The sequence below is a fragment of the Lacrimispora sp. genome (genome assembly GCF_046972725.1).
Classification (GTDB): Bacteria; Bacillota; Clostridia; order Lachnospirales; family Lachnospiraceae; genus Lacrimispora.
Map to the genome: position 1 here is coordinate 1,266,790 of NZ_JBKVXF010000001.1, position 19,114 is coordinate 1,285,903.

The window sequence follows — 19,114 nt, forward strand, 5'->3', positions numbered from 1 at the left end:
CTCATATCCGTGTCTGCTGTCAGGCAGATACGTCCGCCCGGAACCTTTTAAGACGGTTCTCCCAGATACGAAATAATTTATTCAGCACAAAGCTGATTGCTTCATAAATCAAAGTTGTCATAATATATGCTTCAATGAAATTAAGTGCCGGCATAGCCAGTAAATTTGCCGTTGCGGTTATTTCATAGACCCCCACATAATAAGCGAGTGAAGTTCCTTTTACCAGACCAACAAAGATTCCTCCCAAATTGGGAACCGCCATGGCCAGTGCCTGGGGAAATACAATTCTTACCAGTGCCTGCGTTCTGGTCATTCCCACACTGAATGCTGCTTCCATCTGTCCCTCATCAACAGCTGACAAGGCGGAACGGAAAATTTCTGAAGAATAGGCCGCCTGATCAAGAGTCAGAGCAATTATTGCGTACACAATCGGCAAAACTGCATTGATGTCAATGGTGACTCCAATGCTCAGGCCATAGCTGTAGAGAAGAATGGGCAGAGCATAGTAGGATATGTATAAAAGAATTACCATAGGTACACCTCTGATGAAGGAAACGAACACAGCGGAACATTGGGAAAGAACAGGAACCCGGTGCTTTCTGACCAATGCAATGAAAAGTCCAAGCATCCAGCCTGCCGCTGCAGATACAAAGGACATGAAAAGCGTGATGGGAACTGCAAGCACGATCTTTGGCATTGCTTCTATGATAAATTTAAAATCCATCCGTTTTCCCCCCTTTCTTTAACTTGCCGCTTTTTTCCGGCCTCTGGTATAGATTTTTTCTATAAACTTACTTGCATATTCAAAAATTACGCAGGCGGCCCAGAATATGATTCCGGCTGCAATATAGACTTCCAGACGGTTTGCTCCATAACTGGCAGAGCTGATGGCTCTTGCCTTTCCCATGAAATCAATCACACCGATTGCAAATGCCAGGGAGGTTTCCTTAAACAGCATGATAATGTTATTTCCCAGGGCAGGAATGGCAATGCCGAAGGCCTGAGGGAAAACAATTCTGCGAAATGCTGTAAATTCCTTCATTCCTACACTATAGGCTGCCTCTCTCTGCCCTTTATCCACTGCCAGATAAGAGGCTCTCATCATCTCCGCCATATTGGCAGAGGCTCCCATGGACAGGCATGCGACAATAAATACAATCTTACTGACTTCCGACAAATCAATTCCTATGGTCTGTGCCAGTTGAGGAAGTCCCAGGTAGATGAGAAATATCAAAACCAGCGTGGGAATTCCTCTCATAAATGCAATATAGCTGTTGGCAATGACTTTCAGCCATTTTCTTTTTCCAATTACTGCTGCGGTAACAAGCGTCCCCAGTAGCAGACTTATGAAAAGAGACAGCAGGAGAATTTCCATAGTAACAGGAAAAGCCCTTAAAATATTTGGAATATAACCTGGAATCGTCTCCGGCTTAAACGTGTTCTCCAAATTCTTTTCCCTCCATTCTCACTTCATCTTTATAACGCGGATTCATTTATCTGGCAGTAATGCTGACCATTTCAGAATACTTTGAAAATATATCCTGCCCCAGGTATTCGGCGGAAAGCTCTGATAAGGTTCCATCCGTCACCATTTCCTTTAAAGCTCCGTCAATGGCAGCATTTAAGTCATCTTTTCCCTTTGCACACATCATGTAGGTATCTTCTACCATTACTACACCGGTAAGTGACAGATTATCCAGATTCAACTCTTTCTGCACGCTTTCATAAGTGGACAGATAAGTAAGGCTTGCATCTATCTGACCATTGGAAACCTGTTTAAAGCCATCTGCAGCAGACAAATCACTGACTGCGTTTATCTTTAATTCTTTTCCCGGATTATTTTCGTTATAGACTGTCAGCATGGAATATTCGTAGCTTGTGGGCGACTGATTGATGGTTTTTCCTGCCATATCCGTCAGGGATTTGATATTGCTATCTTTCTTTACACACAGGGACATGGGAGAAAGACAATAGTACTGTTCAGGAAATAAATACTTTTCTTTTCTTGCATCACTTTTCACAAGCTGGTGGGATACCACATCTAAGGCACCCGAACCGATGGAGACAATCAGAGTATTGAAATCCATGGACTGAATATCAAACTCGTATTTGTCCAGACGTTTATCGATTTCTTTTAATACCGCTACATCATATCCCACCGGTTCTCCCTTTTCATCAAGAGAACAGTAGGGCGGCATGGCGTTGCCGGTACCCACCTTCACTTTTGTGACTCCCGTGCTTTGGGTCGTTTTGCATGCTGTCAACAATACTGCCAGTGTAAGAATCATTACGGAACGAATTGCCTTTTTTATAATCTTTTTCATCTTTTTCTCCTCCTGCCTCTGCTTTCATCAACTACATTTCAATGTCCTTAACTCTGTTAATACGCAAAAAAGGTGCCTGCTTTTATGCAAACACCTTTGTCTACTATATGTTCCATGTCTTAAGGACTTAGAAACTGTTTGTAAAAGTATATTCCTTCGTTTTGTCTTTCATAATATTTTTTTATAATTATGATATTTTTTTATTGTTTTTACAAAAATTAATTTTATATTCGCTTATGTACATGCATTTTTATAATTAAATGGTTTTCAGATACAATTTTATGGTAAGCATTTTCGTCTATGGCTGCCTTAACATAAAATTTTAAGTTCTCTTGACCAATGTTTGCTACTTTTAAGGAAATGCTTTAAATGACAATTATATTATTGCACTTCTGGATTTGAGAGAAGGAAAACAAGGTTTAATAGTTGCTGCTAACAGGCAGAACAGGGAATTTCAAGAATTGACATTATTATCCTTGTAACTAATTCTTTTAATTACTTGCTTAATTAATTTATGCAACAGGGTATAGTACTGCTTTTACTTCTTTCTTAACTAGTACATCTTTTAATCTGTGCCTTAGAAACCTTATAAAAAGACTCATTTCTTATAAATCCTCTATTAAAGACTACATGACATCATTATAAAAAGGGGTTATTATCATTCAGAAAGAATATTCTAATAAAATTTATCGTTTTTAAAGGGTTATTCTATAAGAAAGGTGAAATTTTTGTTACCTTCTGCAATATAGCCTGCTACTGCATTTTAAACAATTATATGCACAAAAAAATCAAACACTTATTTAACGCCGTAATCATCTTTTTATTCCGGCTGTGTATTTAGGAGACACCGCCATGAGAAAATTTTAAATCCTCATGGCTTTATTTGCAGAACATATATCAACCTTGTGTGTAAATATATAACCAAAGATTATAAGAAATACTTTTACACTTGTACTTAATATAAGCGTTTTGGATAATCTCGGTAAATTCATCAAGTTGCCATTTTTAACCGCAGTTCATAAAATATATATAGACATTATTACTTTTATTAATATATGTCTTAAAAATTATGAAATGGAGGTGTAACTATGGCTAATAGTGCACTTCAAATAGACCTAAATACGGCTACAACGATTGAACCAAACGCCAATGTTATTTTTGATACCATAGTCTATTCAGCTGGCAGCATAACCTACAATCCAGCAAATGGAGAAATAACGTTTCTTGAGGCCGGCAGATTTGTAGTAACTTGGTGGATTGCTACACAATCCTCTCAATCTACAAACGGAGCAGCATTTGCCTTGTCCTCTTCACAAGGAGATCTTATAATAGCAAGCTCTCCGCTGAAAACTGGTGAAGTAGTCGGGGTTGGAATTGTAGATGTTACTATAGCTCCAACTACCATATCTTTAATAAGCATAAGTGACGCACCAATATTTTTACCGACAATTCTTCCATTAAATGGCAGCTTGGTCATTGTAGAAGATGATGATGAGGGGTCTACAGGTCCGACTGGGGATACCGGACCTACTGGGCCTACTGGTAACACTGGACCTACCGGGGATACTGGACCTACTGGCGACACTGGACCTACTGGCGACACTGGACCTACCGGACCTACTGGCGATACTGGGCCTACTGGCTATACTGGGCCTACCGGGGATACCGGACCTACTGGACCTACTGGCGACACTGGGCCCACTGGCCCTATTGGTGACACTGGTGATACCGGCCCTACCGGCGATACCGGACCTACTGGCGACACTGGGCCTACCGGCGACACCGGACCTACTGGCGATACTGGATCTACCGGGGACACCGGCCCTACCGGACCGACTGGCGATACCGGGCCTACTGGCGATACCGGACCTACCGGGGATACCGGACCTACTGGCGATACTGGATCTACCGGGGACACCGGCCCTACCGGACCTACTGGCGATACTGGATCTACCGGCGACACCGGCCCTACCGGACCGACTGGCGATACTGGACCGACTGGTGATACTGGACCTACCGGCGATACCGGACCTACCGGACCTACTGGCGATACTGGATCTACCGGCGACACCGGCCCTACCGGACCGACTGGCGACACTGGGCCTACTGGCGATACTGGGCCTACCGGGGATACCGGACCTACCGGCGATACCGGACCTACCGGACCTACTGGATCTACCGGGGACACCGGCCCTACCGGACAGACTGGCGATACTGGACCTACCGGCGATACCGGCCCTACCGGACCTACTGGCGATACTGGATCTACCGGCGACACCGGCCCTACCGGACCGACTGGCGATACTGGACCGACTGGTGATACTGGACCTACCGGCGATACCGGACCTACCGGACCTACTGGCGATACTGGATCTACCGGCGACACCGGACCTACTGGTGATACTGGACCTACCGGCGATACCGGACCTACCGGGGACACTGGCCCTACTGGCGATACCGGACCTACTGGTGACACTGGGCCTACTGGCGATACTGGGCCTACTGGCGATACCGGACCTACCGGGGATACTGGCCCTACTGGCGATACCGGACCTACTGGTGACACTGGGCCTACTGGCGATACTGGGCCTACTGGCGATACTGGGCCTACTGGCGATACTGGACCTACCGGCGATACCGGACCTACTGGTGATACTGGACCTACCGGCGATACCGGACCTACCGGACCGACTGGCGATACTGGATCTACCGGGGACACCGGACCTACTGGCGATACAGGGCCTACCGGCGATACTGGGCCTACTGGCGATACTGGCCCTACTGGCGATACCGGACCTACCGGCGATACCGGACCTACTGGCGATACTGGGCCTACCGGCGATACTGGCCCTACTGGCGATACCGGACCTACCGGCGATACCGGACCTACCGGAGATACTGGGCCTGCTGGGCCTGCTGGGCCTGCTGGCGGAGATACCGGGCCTACTGGCGATACTGGACCTACCGGCGATACTGGACCTGCTGGCGACACAGGACCTACTGGCGACACTGGGCCTACCGGCGACACTGGGCCTACTGGCGATACAGGCCCTATCGGCGATACCGGACCTACTGGCGACACTGGGCCTACCGGCGACACTGGGCCTACTGGCGATACAGGCCCTATCGGCGATACCGGACCTACTGGCGACACTGGACCTACTGGCGATACCGGGCCTATAGGGGATACCGGGCCTACTGGCGATACCGGACCTACTGGCGACACCGGGCCCACCGGCGATACTGGACCTACCGGACCTACCGGGGACACTGGCCCTACTGGCGATACCGGACCTACTGGGGATACTGGACCTACCGGGGACACCGGACCGACTGGACCTACTGGCGATACCGGACCGACTGGCGATACTGGACCCACCGGACCTACTGGCGACACCGGACCTACCGGGGACACCGGGCCTACTGGCGACACTGGGCCTACTGGTGACACTGGGCCTACTGGCGATACCGGGCCTATCGGGGACACTGGCCCTACTGGCGATACCGGACCGACTGGCGATACTGGACCTACCGGGGACACCGGACCTACTGGACCTACTGGCGATACCGGACCTACTGGCGATACTGGACCTACCGGGGACACTGGGCCTACTGGGGATACTGGACCTACTGGCGATACCGGACCTACCGGGGACACCGGACCGACTGGCGACACTGGGCCTACCGGCGATACCGGACCGACCGGGGACACCGGGCCTACTGGGGATACTGGACCTACCGGGGACACCGGACCGACTGGCGACACTGGGCCTACTGGCGATACCGGGCCTACCGGCGATACCGGACCGACTGGACCTACTGGCGACACCGGGCCTACTGGAGATACCGGACCCACTGGCGATACCGGACCTACTGGCGACACTGGGCCTACTGGCGACACTGGACCTACTGGCGATACCGGACCCACTGGCGATACCGGACCTACTGGACCTACTGGTGATACCGGACCTACTGGTGATACTGGACCCACCGGACCGACTGGCGATACTGGACCTACCGGGGATACCGGGCCTACCGGCGATACCGGACCTACTGGCGACACCGGACCTACCGGGGACACCGGACCTACCGGCGATACTGGACCTACTGGCGATACTGGGCCTACCGGGGACACCGGACCTACTGGTGATACTGGACCCACCGGACCTACCGGCGATACTGGACCTACCGGGGACACCGGGCCTACCGGGAATACCGGACCGACTGGCGACACTGGGCCTACTGGCGATACCGGACCGACTGGCGACACTGGGCCTACTGGCGATACCGGGCCTACCGGCGATACCGGACCTACTGGACCTACCGGGGATACTGGACCTACTGGTGATACCGGACCTACAGGGGACACCGGGCCTACCGGGGATACTGGGCCTACTGGGGACACTGGACCTACTGGCGATACCGGACCTACTGGGGATACTGGACCTACAGGGGACACTGGGCCTACTGGGGATACTGGACCTACTGGCGATACCGGACCTACCGGGGACACCGGACCTACTGGCGACACTGGGCCTACCGGTGATACCGGACCTACTGGACCGACTGGCGACACCGGGCCTACCGGGGACACTGGGCCTACTGGGGATACTGGACCTACCGGGGACACCGGACCTACTGGCGACACTGGGCCTACTGGCGACACTGGACCTACTGGCGATACCGGACCCACTGGCGATACCGGACCTACTGGACCTACTGGTGATACCGGACCTACTGGTGATACTGGACCCACCGGACCGACTGGCGATACTGGACCTACCGGGGATACCGGGCCTACCGGCGATACCGGACCTACTGGCGACACCGGACCTACCGGGGACACCGGACCGACTGGAGACACTGGACCGACTGGCGATACCGGACCTACTGGCGACACCGGACCTACAGGGGATACTGGACCTACTGGCGACACAGGGCCTACTGGCGACACCGGACCTACTGGGGATACTGGACCGACTGGCGATACCGGACCTACTGGCGATACCGGACCTACTGGCGACACTGGGCCTACTGGGGATACTGGACCTACTGGACCTACTGGTGATACCGGACCTACAGGGGACACCGGGCCTACCGGGGATACTGGGCCTACTGGGGACACTGGACCTACTGGCGATACCGGACCTACTGGGGATACTGGACCTACAGGGGACACTGGGCCTACTGGGGATACTGGACCTACTGGCGATACCGGACCTACCGGGGACACCGGACCTACTGGCGACACTGGGCCTACCGGTGATACCGGACCTACTGGACCGACTGGCGACACCGGGCCTACCGGGGACACTGGGCCTACTGGGGATACTGGACCTACCGGGGACACTGGACCTACTGGGGATACTGGACCTACTGGCGATACCGGACCTACCGGGGACACCGGACCCACTGGCGACACTGGGCCTACTGGCGATACCGGGCCTACCGGCGATACCGGACCTACTGGACCGACTGGCGACACCGGGCCTACCGGCGATACCGGACCTACTGGGGACACTGGACCTACTGGCGATACCGGACCTACCGGGGACACCGGACCCACTGGCGACACTGGGCCTACTGGCGATACCGGGCCTACCGGCGATACCGGACCTACTGGACCGACTGGCGACACCGGGCCTACCGGCGATACCGGACCTACTGGGGACACTGGACCTACTGGTGATACTGGACCCACCGGACCTACTGGGGATACTGGACCCACCGGACCTACTGGCGACACCGGGCCTACCGGGGATACCGGACCTACTGGTGATACTGGACCTACCGGACCTACTGGCGACACCGGACCTACCGGGGACACTGGACCGACTGGCGATACTGGACCTACCGGGGACACTGGACCTACCGGCGACACCGGGCCTACTGGAGATACCGGACCGACTGGCGATACTGGACCTACCGGCGACACCGGGCCTACTGGCGACACCGGACCTACTGGCGATACCGGACCTACCGGGGATACTGGACCGACTGGACCGACTGGCGATACCGGACCTACCGGGGACACCGGGCCTACCGGGGATACTGGACCGACTGGCGATACCGGACCTACCGGCGACACCGGACCCACTGGACCTACTGGCGACACCGGGCCCACTGGACCTACTGGCGATACCGGGCCTACCGGACCTACTGGCGACACCGGGCCCACTGGACCTACTGGCGATACCGGGCCTACCGGACCTACTGGCGATACCGGGCCTACCGGACCTACTGGCGACACCGGGCCTACCGGACCTACTGGCGACACCGGACCCACTGGACCAGGATTCGTTCTTCAAGGCACCTTTCAAACAACTGATATAGGACCTTATAATTCAGGAGTCATTATTCCAATGACAACTGCAAGCAGTACAAACACGGCTGGAGCATTCACTATAACTCCAGGCGGTCAAGTTTCAATTGAAACTCCCGGTGTATATCTTGTCGACGGACGTGTACAAATTCAAGGAGATTCAGGTGCTGTAAGTTTGCAGATAAATAATGGTGGAATAGAACCCGAATATTCCGGAGCCTTTTTAACTAATATCACTGATATCTCTGGCTTGATAGTCATTAATGCTATATTAGATTTGAATGAAGGTGATACTGTTTCTTTAATTAATGCATCCACCACATTAACTTTAACCTTATTAAGTGCTATAATTGGTGCTGCAACTCCAAGTGCTACAATACGATTGGTACGGTTATATGAAACTTAAAATTTTATTTTGAAATTTAAATAACAAAGGATATTGGCATATGCATTTTGAAAAAGATTCATAATATTTTTCAAAACACATTTCCAATGATTGGCGCAGCCCAATGTTTTGGTAAAACCTCCAAACTGATGTAAAATAAAATTACTCAGCTTGGAGGTTTTCTATAGAAAGGAGAAGAAGTAAGGAATCTCCCTAAATTCTTTTAGTGGATCTGAAAAGTAATCCAGATGGTGAAATGACTGAAAAAACAAATTACAATTATTATGTTTTTAGAAGCAAATAAGAATGTTACATAACAATATAAACTAACACTTAGCGAATTTCACCATAGCCTGTCCGATATGCTGCAAAACTAACTTGAAATTTCTGATTACATACATACTGACTATCCGACTTTTCCTACATAATAGCCTGCACTTGTCTCCAGAAGTATCCTTGCAGCCCTTTTTCTGCCAGTATTTTCTCTATAATAAGAAAATATGGTAAAATATGCCTGAAATCCCAAAACTACGATTTTTTTAATACATAAGGGTTATATTCTCTTCTTGTAAAAGAAAATGATGTAATTTCTTCATCCAGAACAAATCTTCGGGACAAAGATTTCTATTTTTTTAGTTCGTTCAGACGATGGGACACAAGAATTTTCCAACACTTTTCTATTTTATAAAAAAGCCGTTCCCTATTTTCTATGAAAAGAAGGAGGGCATCCCCCTAGTCATTTTAGACTAGGGGGATGCCCTCAACTTGAGTATTACTGTTAAATAACTCTCACAACCGTCAAATAGGTACTGGCTCCACCTAATAGGGTTACTGCGCCAAGTAATCCAAACAACTGAAGTGAAATAGTATCACCCGCTGTTAATGGAGCAATAAATGATGTTGTTAATCTGTTAATGGATGCAACTGGTGTAATTACTGATGCTGGTATTGGGGTTGTATTTCTTACAATCCTCGAAGATACTAAAATTGAAAGTGTTGTTGATATAGCATAACTAATCAAATATTGACCAGTAGCAGGTACAATAAATTCTGTATTATTTTCATCTGGTATAAAAGTATTAAGATTCTGGTTATTAGACAGTGATATATTAGTTCCTCCCAAAATTACAGGAATTAATACTGAAGTCGTGTTTGAAGCCGACATACTATCACTAGTAATTATCGGGCCTGTGGGTCCGGTAGGACCAGTATTTCCCGTTGGGCCTGTGGCACCAGTTGGGCCGGTATCTCCTGTTGGGCCGATATCTCCTGTTGGGCCGGTATCTCCCGTTGGGCCGGTATCTCCTGTTGGGCCGGTATCTCCTGTTGGGCCGGTATCTCCCGTTGGACCTATAGGGCCGGCAGGACCGGTATCTCCTGTTGGGCCTTCTGAAGTAAAATCGTCTTCTACAATGACTAATGCTCCAGTTAACGGAACAATTGACGCAAAAGTTACCGCTGCATCACTAACATTTACAAGTGACAAATTAACTGGGGGCGTTGTAACTTCAATAATTCCAACACCGTAAACCTCTCCGGTTCTTAGCGGAGAATTCCCCAACAAAGAATCCCCTTGAGATGATTCCAAAGCAAATGACGTTCCGTTTGTAGATGCCGTAAACTGTGTAGCCAGCCACCAATCAATTACAAACCTTCCAGCCTCCGTAAACGTTATAACACCGGTTCCCGTATCATAGAGTATTCCTCCAGATGAATACACTACATTGTTAAAAAGGACGTTTGCATTAGAAGCAACAGACGTAGCTGAACTTAGCTCTAATTGCATCGCACTATTTGCCATATTAATTCCTCCATTCTAAGATATACAGACATATTCATAAACAAACATGTCTATATATCCTATGTATGTCTTTATGCTTTTGCAACTAACGTCTATTTTATCCTCATTATTATGATAAAGACTAAAACCTTTTGACTATTAATAAGTGATAAAAAGAAGATTTTATAATAAATAAACTTTTATTTTAAGGTGCTTCTATCACTTTTAATGCAATACTTTCATCTATTATATTTTTACAAGGTAGCCTGCATAAAAATTTTTTTTATGTCCTATAAGATAAACTCAGGTATTTACTGATTCTCAATGAATAGATTTAACATATGTGATGATTAGATTCTTTCCAATATAAATTGATATGGGTTACCACATTCTCCATGATTTCTTCCAGTAATAATATAAATTATATGGCCAAGACTTTTTAGTTTTTTTATGTAAATAAGATCGATTACTGAGAAGTTTTATTTTTTTGCAAGATCTTTTATAATATTTTTATAAAAAGCTTTTTCTTTTGACCAATCAAACATACCTCGTCCTAAATGTGATGGTTCATTATTTACAATACCAGTATTTCTTAACTCCCTACCGTGTTTTATATATGCTTTTAACTGTGCATCAGCAAAATTTGCTAAGAACTACGATGTTTTCTATACAGTCAGCTTTTTTATAATTCATACGCAGAGATTACATGTTACCTTTTAAATATCTAAACTGCATAGAATGAAACTGTTCTTTATTCCAGATTACTTTTATATAAAGTATAAGAAGTTATGGTGCTTACTATTGAATTAAAATTTATGAACAATAAATAAAACTTATTCACAAGATTTAATGAAAAGCATTTATTATAGTAGATCTTTATTTTTATTTTGTATATTAGAATTAAGAAGTAGAGATCTAAAAAAGGAATGAAATGGTGGGAAAATGAAAACATTAAAAAAGATATTATATGTTTGTGTAGTTTTAACATTGATCGTTCAGGTTTTTGCGGTAACGCCAGTTATTGCTGAAAGTAATGATGAAAGTTCAACAAGTTTAAAAAATGAAAATAATATAGTCAAAAGAATGGAATATTTAGATAGAGGTTTAGTAGTAATCGGTACAGAAGGATGGGGGAATAACTTTCTATCATGGAGATTATTAGGAACTGAAAGCCTGGAGAATCAGGCATTTGACATTTATAGAAATGGTGAACTTATCCATACAACGGGAGTCCATGATCCTACACAATGGGCTGATTATGAAGGAAAAGTGACGGATACCTATCAAGTTGTGCGAACTGGAGAAAGCCCCGAAAATGAAAAAACTACAGCGGTTATACAAAATGTTGCTGGTTATGGTGCCAACTGGGCTGGTTATGTTGATATCAAATTCGATTTTCCAGAAAATGATGTTTACACATGGGAAAATAGTGGGGAAACATGGAATACGCCTTATCATGCCGATGATACATCAGTAGGTGATCTAGATGGTGACGGGGAGTATGAATTGGTTGTGTTAATGCTGGCTGTAGAAAGTACGAATATGCCAGGCTACACCAGCCCCGCATATCTTTATGCGCTTGATGTTGACTGGGATACTGGTGAAACGACTAAATTATGGGAAATATCACTGGGTACAAATGTAACAGCAGGGCAACATTATAATTGTTTCCTGGTATATGATTTAGATGGCGATAACAAAGCGGAAGTTATGATTAAGACATCTGCTGGAAGCAAAGGCGGCGACGGAAAGTTTGTAAGTGAAGTTGGGAATACAGAAGAAATAAGAAATACCGATAATACGAAACAATGGATTCACAGACCAGGTGGTAAAAACATGGATGGGCCTGAATTTCTAACAATATTTAATGGTGAAACAGGGGCCGCTATGCAAACGGTAAACTATGACCCTCCAATAAACTATAAAAACATAAATTGGGGAGATGGGTTTGATAACAGAAGCGGAAGATATAATGCAACGATTGCTTACTTAGATGGTACCAATCCTTATGCAGTATTCAATAGAGGTATTTATACTTATGCTTTCTATACGGCGTATAAGTGGGATGGAGAAAATTTAATTCGCTACTGGTTCAGTGAAAATTATCATCCAGATGATACGATAAATGGTTTGACAACAGCCAATAATGTTGTAACTTATGCTGATGGAACCCAAAAAATGAGTGAAAAAACGGCATTTGGACAAGGTAATCATAATCTTGTGGTAGCAGATTGTGATAATGATGGAAAAGATGAAATTGTTGTAGGATCTGCAGTTATTGACCACGATGGTTCAGTGTTATACTCAACAGAGCGCGGGCATGGTGATGCAATGCATGTTTCTGATTATAATAACGACGGTATAACAGAAGTTTATCAAGTGCACGAGTATGGAAGAGATGGAGTAGGAGCAGATTTGAGGCAGTATGATCCTACAAGTGAAAATGGCTTTAAGGATTTAGCAATATTTGAAAGCGGTGGCGATATTGGCAGAGGTATGATCGGTAACATTGACGATGCTTATGCCTTAAAACACCCCAATGTATCAGCTGCATTTTGGAGTATTGGTAGTGGATTATTTGATATGGAAGGTAATTTAATCGAAGGCCAGAATGTGGTTCCTTATGTGCAAAACGGAAGTGCAATGAATTTTACTTTGCTATGGGATGGGGATTTAGGAACAGAATTACTGGGTAGTATTGGAGCAAGAAATCCATTGCCGGTTCTTGCAAAACCACACCTTATTGACAATGAAGATGGGACAATAAGCGGCTGGACAGAGAGATTGGCATTTGATCGACGTTGGGCTCAGTTTCCTGGAGTAGGAACGAATAATGGAACAAAAGCGCAGCCTTGTTTAACTGCTGATATTCTGGGGGATTGGCGTGAAGAAGCGTTGTTTCCTATGGAGGGTGGTATTCGAATGTTTACCACTGCATGGCATACCACATATAGAAATACAACATTAATGCATGATGCTCAATATCGTGCTCAGGTTTCTTCTCAAAATAGCGGATATAATCAACCACCCCATACAAGCTATTATATAGGTTCTCTTGCACTAGCCAAAGATGAAGATGGTGAGGTGTTAAATTATCTGGCACCAGCAAAAGGATTTACGAAAGTTTATAATACGAATAATTATGAGAATTCTTATGGAAAAGTAGAATGAAGAAATAATTAAGATGGGCAAATTGTCTGATTGGTGTTTCTTTAGGCTCTATGTCAACAGAGCCTAAAGAAACAGCCCAAAACCTCACATTTTCGCAAGGTTTCGAGCTGTTGAATGGTTTAAAATCAAGTGACTGAATCGCACTCTTGCACCGGTTCATGTTATTCAAACTCAGCGCTTAGAATCATTTTACAGATACATTTGTTTCTGTTTAGTGTTTTTAAATCGCTGAATTCCGTGTATTATTTTGTTTATCTTATGGCGTGGATGAATTTTAGAATCAAAATAGAATCAACTTATCCTCTTAAACCTAGTTCTTTTGCGACCTTCTTTATTTGCTGTATAAAACTATCTTCTTTTCTTACATCAGATAATTCTTTATTTGGTGTAGTCGACCATCTGTATATCTGTTCTATGCTTCCATATCCTCTTTTGAAAAGTTTTGCATACTTCATACAATTTTTCTTTGTTGGTGCATCAGATAAAACAATCTTAAGTTCTTCATCAGACCATTTCTGTCCTTTGTTTGATACATCTCGCAATTCTTCACTTTCCTCTTGAAAATCAAGTAAGATATTTTCAATTAATTCAATTTTACTATCGTAATTATATCCATCTACATTCATTCTGAAAACTTCGTATAATTTCTCTTTATATTCTTGTCTTTTCATAAGATTTTTCCTCTCTGCTTAAAGTATAATTAATTTATGACATTAGTGCAAATGCAACTGTCATATATAAAGTCTTCCACATATTTGCGTCTTTACCAACAGACTGTGGGTTATTCCCCAAAGACCTACTCATAGATACAGTTGATTCAACAAGGTCAGGTCCTATATTATTCAAAACCGAAAACGGATTCTTTATCCAGAAATAGCTTCCATCTTTCTCTTCAACAAGAGCACGGAATGCCCCTAATATTGGATATATAAATCCGTTTGGTGATAGCACTTCAATCTCTTCATTCATAAATTTGGACTTAAACACTTGTCCTGCTTTTGGTGTCGTCACACCTTTTGTTGCTCCATATCTTCCACTAGGATTTTTTTGACGATAATATGTATTCATATTTTTTTCAATCTCATTATAAAGCTTAAAAATATCTGCCATAATAGGTTTCATTTTAACATATGGATTATCTATTGATTCACCATATTCCTTATGCTCATTTATATATAAATCAATGCATTTTTTCTTTGAACTATATGAATTAATAGGAAATGAATCCATGGCATTGTAACGGCTTATATTGAACATGTTTAATACTGCTAATAGATCTGCAACATCAATGTCGCCATTATCATTTTCTTTAAAAAATACACGTTTCATGTAGCTTTCACCAGCTAAGGTGTTTTTTATTATTTCAAATCTATCTTCTAGTTCAGCTATAGATTTATCTTGAACTTGAACAGATGTATTTCTAGCTGCTGCTAAGCTTTGGAATATCCCCTCTACTCCAGTCAATATCTCGATTTTTACGTATTGCTTTCCATTATCAATCATATTTCGATTTTCTAATATTGTTTTATATGTATGACCCCCATCTACATTTCCATGAACTTCAAAATCATCAAAAACAACAGTCATTTCATTTGAATAGTTATTAAAAGTAACATCTTTTGCAGACAAAAGAATTCCTCGATTCAGCAAATAAAAATTTAATTCATTTGTGTCAAGAAGTGAGGCTTTGATTTTTTTAGCCACATTTGTTGTTAATTTTTGTTCGCGTGGATTTGTTTCCATAGGAAAGTTATCTGGAATATCTTTTATATCACAAATAACCATATACATTGCTGCTTCTTTTTCTCCCTCCTCTGATTTTAAGTAAGGGTTCGGCACTTTTCTAAAAGACTGTGCCTTAAATGTCAATTCTCTTCTTTCCTCGTTTACCATAATTAAATCCTTTCTGTGTCTCTCAGGACACTATCAAATTTTAGATACGTGACTTAAATCACCATCTATATTGACAGAATACACTATAACATTCGCATTCTCAACGCTATATATGACGTTTTTTGAAAATTATGGTATAATGTTTGAATGAGGAGGATTTGTAGTATGCAAAAAACAAATATAAATGTCGATTTTGGAAATATCTTAAAGAAAACTCGCGAAACAAGAAAAATGACTCAAGAAGAGTTTGCAGAATTTTGCAATGTTAGTCGTGCATACTATGGTAGATTAGAGCGTGGAGAGAATAGTATTACACTTGATCTATGTAATAAGATTTCACAAGCACTTGGTATTTCGATAGCTGCACTATTTGAAGATCTTCCATAAATCAACTTTCATATCGAAAAAACTCCCTCGCCATCATCTTCGCTGTTGCCAAATTATATCCTTTTTTCAAATACCCCTGCACAATATTCCCAAACATATCTTTGACCATCTCAGCCTCGATATCACAATACGCCTGCATCTCTCCTGATAATGCCATAGCAGCATATTCAAGCGGATTATTTTCCAGTAATCTATGCAGCTTTGTCAGTTACTGCTCCGTTGTCCGAAGTTTCGCTTCCACTTCCTCGCATCTGATTTTTAGGAAGTTGCCGTCTTTATAGGCAACCTCCACACATCCGTTATCATCATTAAACTCACAACCAATAATATTTTTCATATCATCCATAACAATTCCTCTTTCTTATCTATGCTTATCTTCTTGGTTTCTATTAAAACTGTAAAATCCATCACGCTGTCTCTCAATTTCAATAATCTTATCAACTTGATCTGCTCCAGCATGGCGTTTCACTCGTTCAAGATCATCTGCTTTTTCCTGTAACTTCTCAATTCGATTATCCTTTTCAAAGAGCTCCTCAACTAGCTTTTTTACCTTAGCCTTATACCAAGTTACATCTTCTGTTAAAGTCTTAATTTTCTCCTCTAACACCGTTAATTGAGCCGCTATTTTCTTGATAGCATCTTTAAATTTTGCCACCAAGGGAAATGCTTTACTTTCATAAAATGTCTTGGCACTCATAAAACCACTTGGTTCTGGAAGTGTCCATTCTGGATAATCATATCTTCGAATATCTTGCTGAACCACCTTCTGCATTTCTTGTATATGCAGAATCTCATTATTCAACATTTGACGTTCTTCCTTTAGTTCATCCTTGGATTGAAGTAATTCCAATTTCTCCAATGCAAGTTTCTTGGTATCAGTAATAAGTTCCTGAAAATATACATATTAATTCATTTATGTATGAACCTATAGTAGATATGTCTCTTGAAGAACTACGTGTTTTATATTCACAAGTAATTCAATATTTAAAAATAGAATCAAACTAGAATCACAAGCAAAAAAATAACGCTACACCCCTTAATATTACTGGGATGTAGCGTTTCTTCATGTCACTCAAACTCACGTCTTTATACTTTGATGTATCGTGAAAGCACTGTTTTACAGTGTATTTTATGATGTATACTCGAAAGTATGTTTGTTTTGCAATGTATGTACAATTTTGTAGTTCCATTTTAGTTCCGCAAAGGTGTGTCCGGAATGCCGAATACCCGCCTACTATCTCTTAACTATATGATTACACAACTTCATAAATCAAATCATTTGAATTTTAAATCTGTAATATATTCCCTTAATTCCCTTACGTTATGTATACCCATTAATTTTTTGTCAGTAAGAAACTTCACCACAATTGCCTTTACAGTTCCAAAAATTTTTTCTATTTCTACATATACATCTTTTTTATTTTTACCATGAGCTATTGAAGAACGTATCGTATACAATCTTTTAATTTCCTTTTCAATAATTATTCTTTCTCTCTTTTCTTCACTGAGAATAAATGCTACATACTCACTAATTTGAGCAGTAATACTCTTATTTATAAAACCATCTTGTTCCATCAATAAGGCCTCTAAGGCTAAAAAACATTGCATGTATGCAATTCCATCATCATTTTGATGAGTAGCTTCTGATATCCATATTATAGCTTCTTTTATCCTCTTTTGCATATCGTTCAAATCTTGCTTTCCCATTAAACTCCAAACGTTTATTGATATATTAGATTCAAATATGTAATTAATGTACTTATCAATATTAACACTATTTTTATTCTCGGAGATTGAAATAAAAGTATTTTTGTTGTATCCTAACATTCCAGAAATAGACTCATAATTTAGATTATAAAAGCCAATACGCAATTCATTCGAATTATCTTTTTTAAGTAAAAACCTAAAGCAAATATCAATTATTTTAAACCTTTGAATTGCATATTCATGTGCTTTTTGACTGTCTTTTGCCGTGCAGCTTATCTTCATATAAATTACATTATCGTCTGTCTTAAGTTTAGTATAGAAAAAGGAGGCAGATTCACTATCTGATATGTTCTTTTTTAAATATTCTTCTAAATAACCTTTTTTTATTAGAGTCATTCCATTATGATCTATATAATCAATTTCATTTATAGTCATACCATAAGCAACTTTTATAAAATCAAATTCTTTTAGAGGCAGCTTTTCGTAATAACTTATTATACTATTAAAATCACTAAATTCATCTAACCTTATTAATTTATGTATATAATCAGTGAATTCTTGAAATGAAACATCCTTTTCTACTTTGCATAGACTCTTGTAAAGTTCATTAATGCAATTATCCCATTCCTTTGTGTCTTCATTTAATACATATACTACTGTCCCATTCCCTAAGCTTGTTATAAACCTACTTCGAGGATAATACTTATCATAATCACAATCCACAAAAAAATTTTTTGATTTTATGTTTTCAATCAATTTATCCTCTTTCATAGAATCCCCCTAAATTTAAATCTATATTTTCTTTTCATAATACACCAATTCCCCCCAAAAGAAAACACCCGTCTTTAGACAGGTGTACTATTTATTCCCGTTGCCGCTTCTGGCAATGGATACCGTATTGTTATTAAGTTTTGTACGGAGCCTGTACAAAATACCGACCCTTGCTCGTCATAACAACTCTTAAAAGGTCCCTGCACTCGTCCTAATGATGAACGGTAGGAATCTCAATCCGTGCCCCCATTTAACCCTATTGTTGAGTACCAGGGTTCTACGTCATGTTGACCCCTACAATCTAAAGGGGACAATCTGTCCCTGACGGGGGTATGAACTGAGCACCCGTTATTATAGGTCTGAGTGTCAATCTG

13 protein-coding genes and 1 pseudogene are annotated in these 19,114 nt (G+C 42.7%); 5 read left to right on the forward strand and 9 right to left on the reverse strand.

What is annotated here, in order from left to right:
- Positions 1-19: 19 nt before the first annotated feature.
- The 3 genes from ACLTWA_RS06105 to ACLTWA_RS06115 are packed head-to-tail and all read right to left on the reverse strand — an operon-like array spanning position 20 to position 2,324.
- Positions 20-724 carry an amino acid ABC transporter permease gene (locus ACLTWA_RS06105; protein ID WP_412326697.1) on the reverse strand — a complete coding sequence of 235 codons (705 nt, stop codon included), beginning with the start codon at positions 722-724 and terminating at the stop codon, positions 20-22.
- Between the two features lie 18 nt (positions 725-742).
- A complete protein-coding gene (locus tag ACLTWA_RS06110; RefSeq protein WP_412326698.1) occupies positions 743-1,447 on the reverse strand; it encodes an amino acid ABC transporter permease in 705 nt (234 codons plus the stop codon).
- 46 nt (positions 1,448-1,493) lie between these two features.
- Positions 1,494-2,324 carry a transporter substrate-binding domain-containing protein gene (locus ACLTWA_RS06115; protein ID WP_412326699.1) on the reverse strand — a complete coding sequence of 277 codons (831 nt, stop codon included), beginning with the start codon at positions 2,322-2,324 and terminating at the stop codon, positions 1,494-1,496.
- A 1,491-nt stretch (positions 2,325-3,815) separates the two neighbouring features.
- Here ACLTWA_RS06115 and ACLTWA_RS06120 point away from each other — a divergent pair.
- From ACLTWA_RS06120 to ACLTWA_RS06130, 3 genes are all read left to right on the forward strand, one after another.
- Positions 3,816-5,507, forward strand: a complete 1,692-nt coding sequence (locus ACLTWA_RS06120; RefSeq protein WP_412326700.1) for a hypothetical protein — start codon at positions 3,816-3,818, stop codon at positions 5,505-5,507.
- A gap of 261 nt (positions 5,508-5,768) precedes the next feature.
- The gene (locus ACLTWA_RS06125) at positions 5,769-8,657 is read left to right on the forward strand and encodes a hypothetical protein (protein ID WP_412326701.1); all 2,889 of its coding nucleotides are present in this window, start codon (positions 5,769-5,771) and stop codon (positions 8,655-8,657) included.
- Positions 8,658-8,686: 29 nt separating this feature from the next.
- On the forward strand, positions 8,687-9,052 hold the full coding sequence (locus ACLTWA_RS06130) for a hypothetical protein (protein ID WP_412326702.1): 366 nt from the start codon (positions 8,687-8,689) through the stop codon (positions 9,050-9,052).
- A gap of 757 nt (positions 9,053-9,809) precedes the next feature.
- On the opposite strand, the gene ACLTWA_RS06135 is transcribed toward ACLTWA_RS06130, so the two are convergent.
- Positions 9,810-10,832, reverse strand: a complete 1,023-nt coding sequence (locus tag ACLTWA_RS06135) for a BclA C-terminal domain-containing protein (RefSeq protein ID WP_412326703.1) — start codon at positions 10,830-10,832, stop codon at positions 9,810-9,812.
- A gap of 921 nt (positions 10,833-11,753) precedes the next feature.
- Between ACLTWA_RS06135 and ACLTWA_RS06140 the strand changes: the two genes are divergently transcribed.
- Complete coding sequence (locus ACLTWA_RS06140) at positions 11,754-13,982, forward strand: hypothetical protein (protein ID WP_412326704.1); 2,229 nt, start codon at positions 11,754-11,756, stop codon at positions 13,980-13,982.
- Between the two features lie 296 nt (positions 13,983-14,278).
- Here ACLTWA_RS06140 and ACLTWA_RS06145 read toward each other — a convergent pair whose 3' ends face one another.
- Together ACLTWA_RS06145 and ACLTWA_RS06150 are read right to left on the reverse strand one after the other, a co-directional pair.
- Positions 14,279-14,653 carry a hypothetical protein gene (locus ACLTWA_RS06145; RefSeq protein ID WP_412326705.1) on the reverse strand — a complete coding sequence of 125 codons (375 nt, stop codon included), beginning with the start codon at positions 14,651-14,653 and terminating at the stop codon, positions 14,279-14,281.
- Positions 14,654-14,687: 34 nt separating this feature from the next.
- Positions 14,688-15,875 (reverse strand): AIPR family protein, encoded by a 1,188-nt coding sequence (locus ACLTWA_RS06150; RefSeq protein ID WP_412326706.1) that lies wholly within the window; start codon positions 15,873-15,875, stop codon positions 14,688-14,690.
- A 165-nt stretch (positions 15,876-16,040) separates the two neighbouring features.
- On the opposite strand from ACLTWA_RS06150, the gene ACLTWA_RS06155 reads away from it, so the two are divergent.
- The gene (locus ACLTWA_RS06155) at positions 16,041-16,262 is read left to right on the forward strand and encodes a helix-turn-helix domain-containing protein (RefSeq protein ID WP_412326707.1); all 222 of its coding nucleotides are present in this window, start codon (positions 16,041-16,043) and stop codon (positions 16,260-16,262) included.
- Between the two features lies 1 nt (position 16,263).
- Here ACLTWA_RS06155 and ACLTWA_RS06160 read toward each other — a convergent pair.
- The 3 genes and pseudogenes from ACLTWA_RS06160 to ACLTWA_RS06170 all read right to left on the reverse strand — a co-directional run bounded on the left by ACLTWA_RS06160 (position 16,264) and on the right by ACLTWA_RS06170 (position 18,740).
- A pseudogene (locus ACLTWA_RS06160) lies at positions 16,264-16,608 on the reverse strand (DUF6061 family protein).
- 15 nt (positions 16,609-16,623) lie between these two features.
- Entirely contained in the window at positions 16,624-17,067 is a 444-nt protein-coding gene (locus ACLTWA_RS06165; protein WP_412326708.1) for a hypothetical protein, read from the reverse strand.
- A 470-nt stretch (positions 17,068-17,537) separates the two neighbouring features.
- Positions 17,538-18,740: a hypothetical protein gene (locus ACLTWA_RS06170; protein ID WP_412326709.1), complete on the reverse strand. Its 1,203-nt coding sequence runs from the start codon at positions 18,738-18,740 to the stop codon at positions 17,538-17,540.
- Positions 18,741-19,114 lie beyond the last annotated feature (374 nt).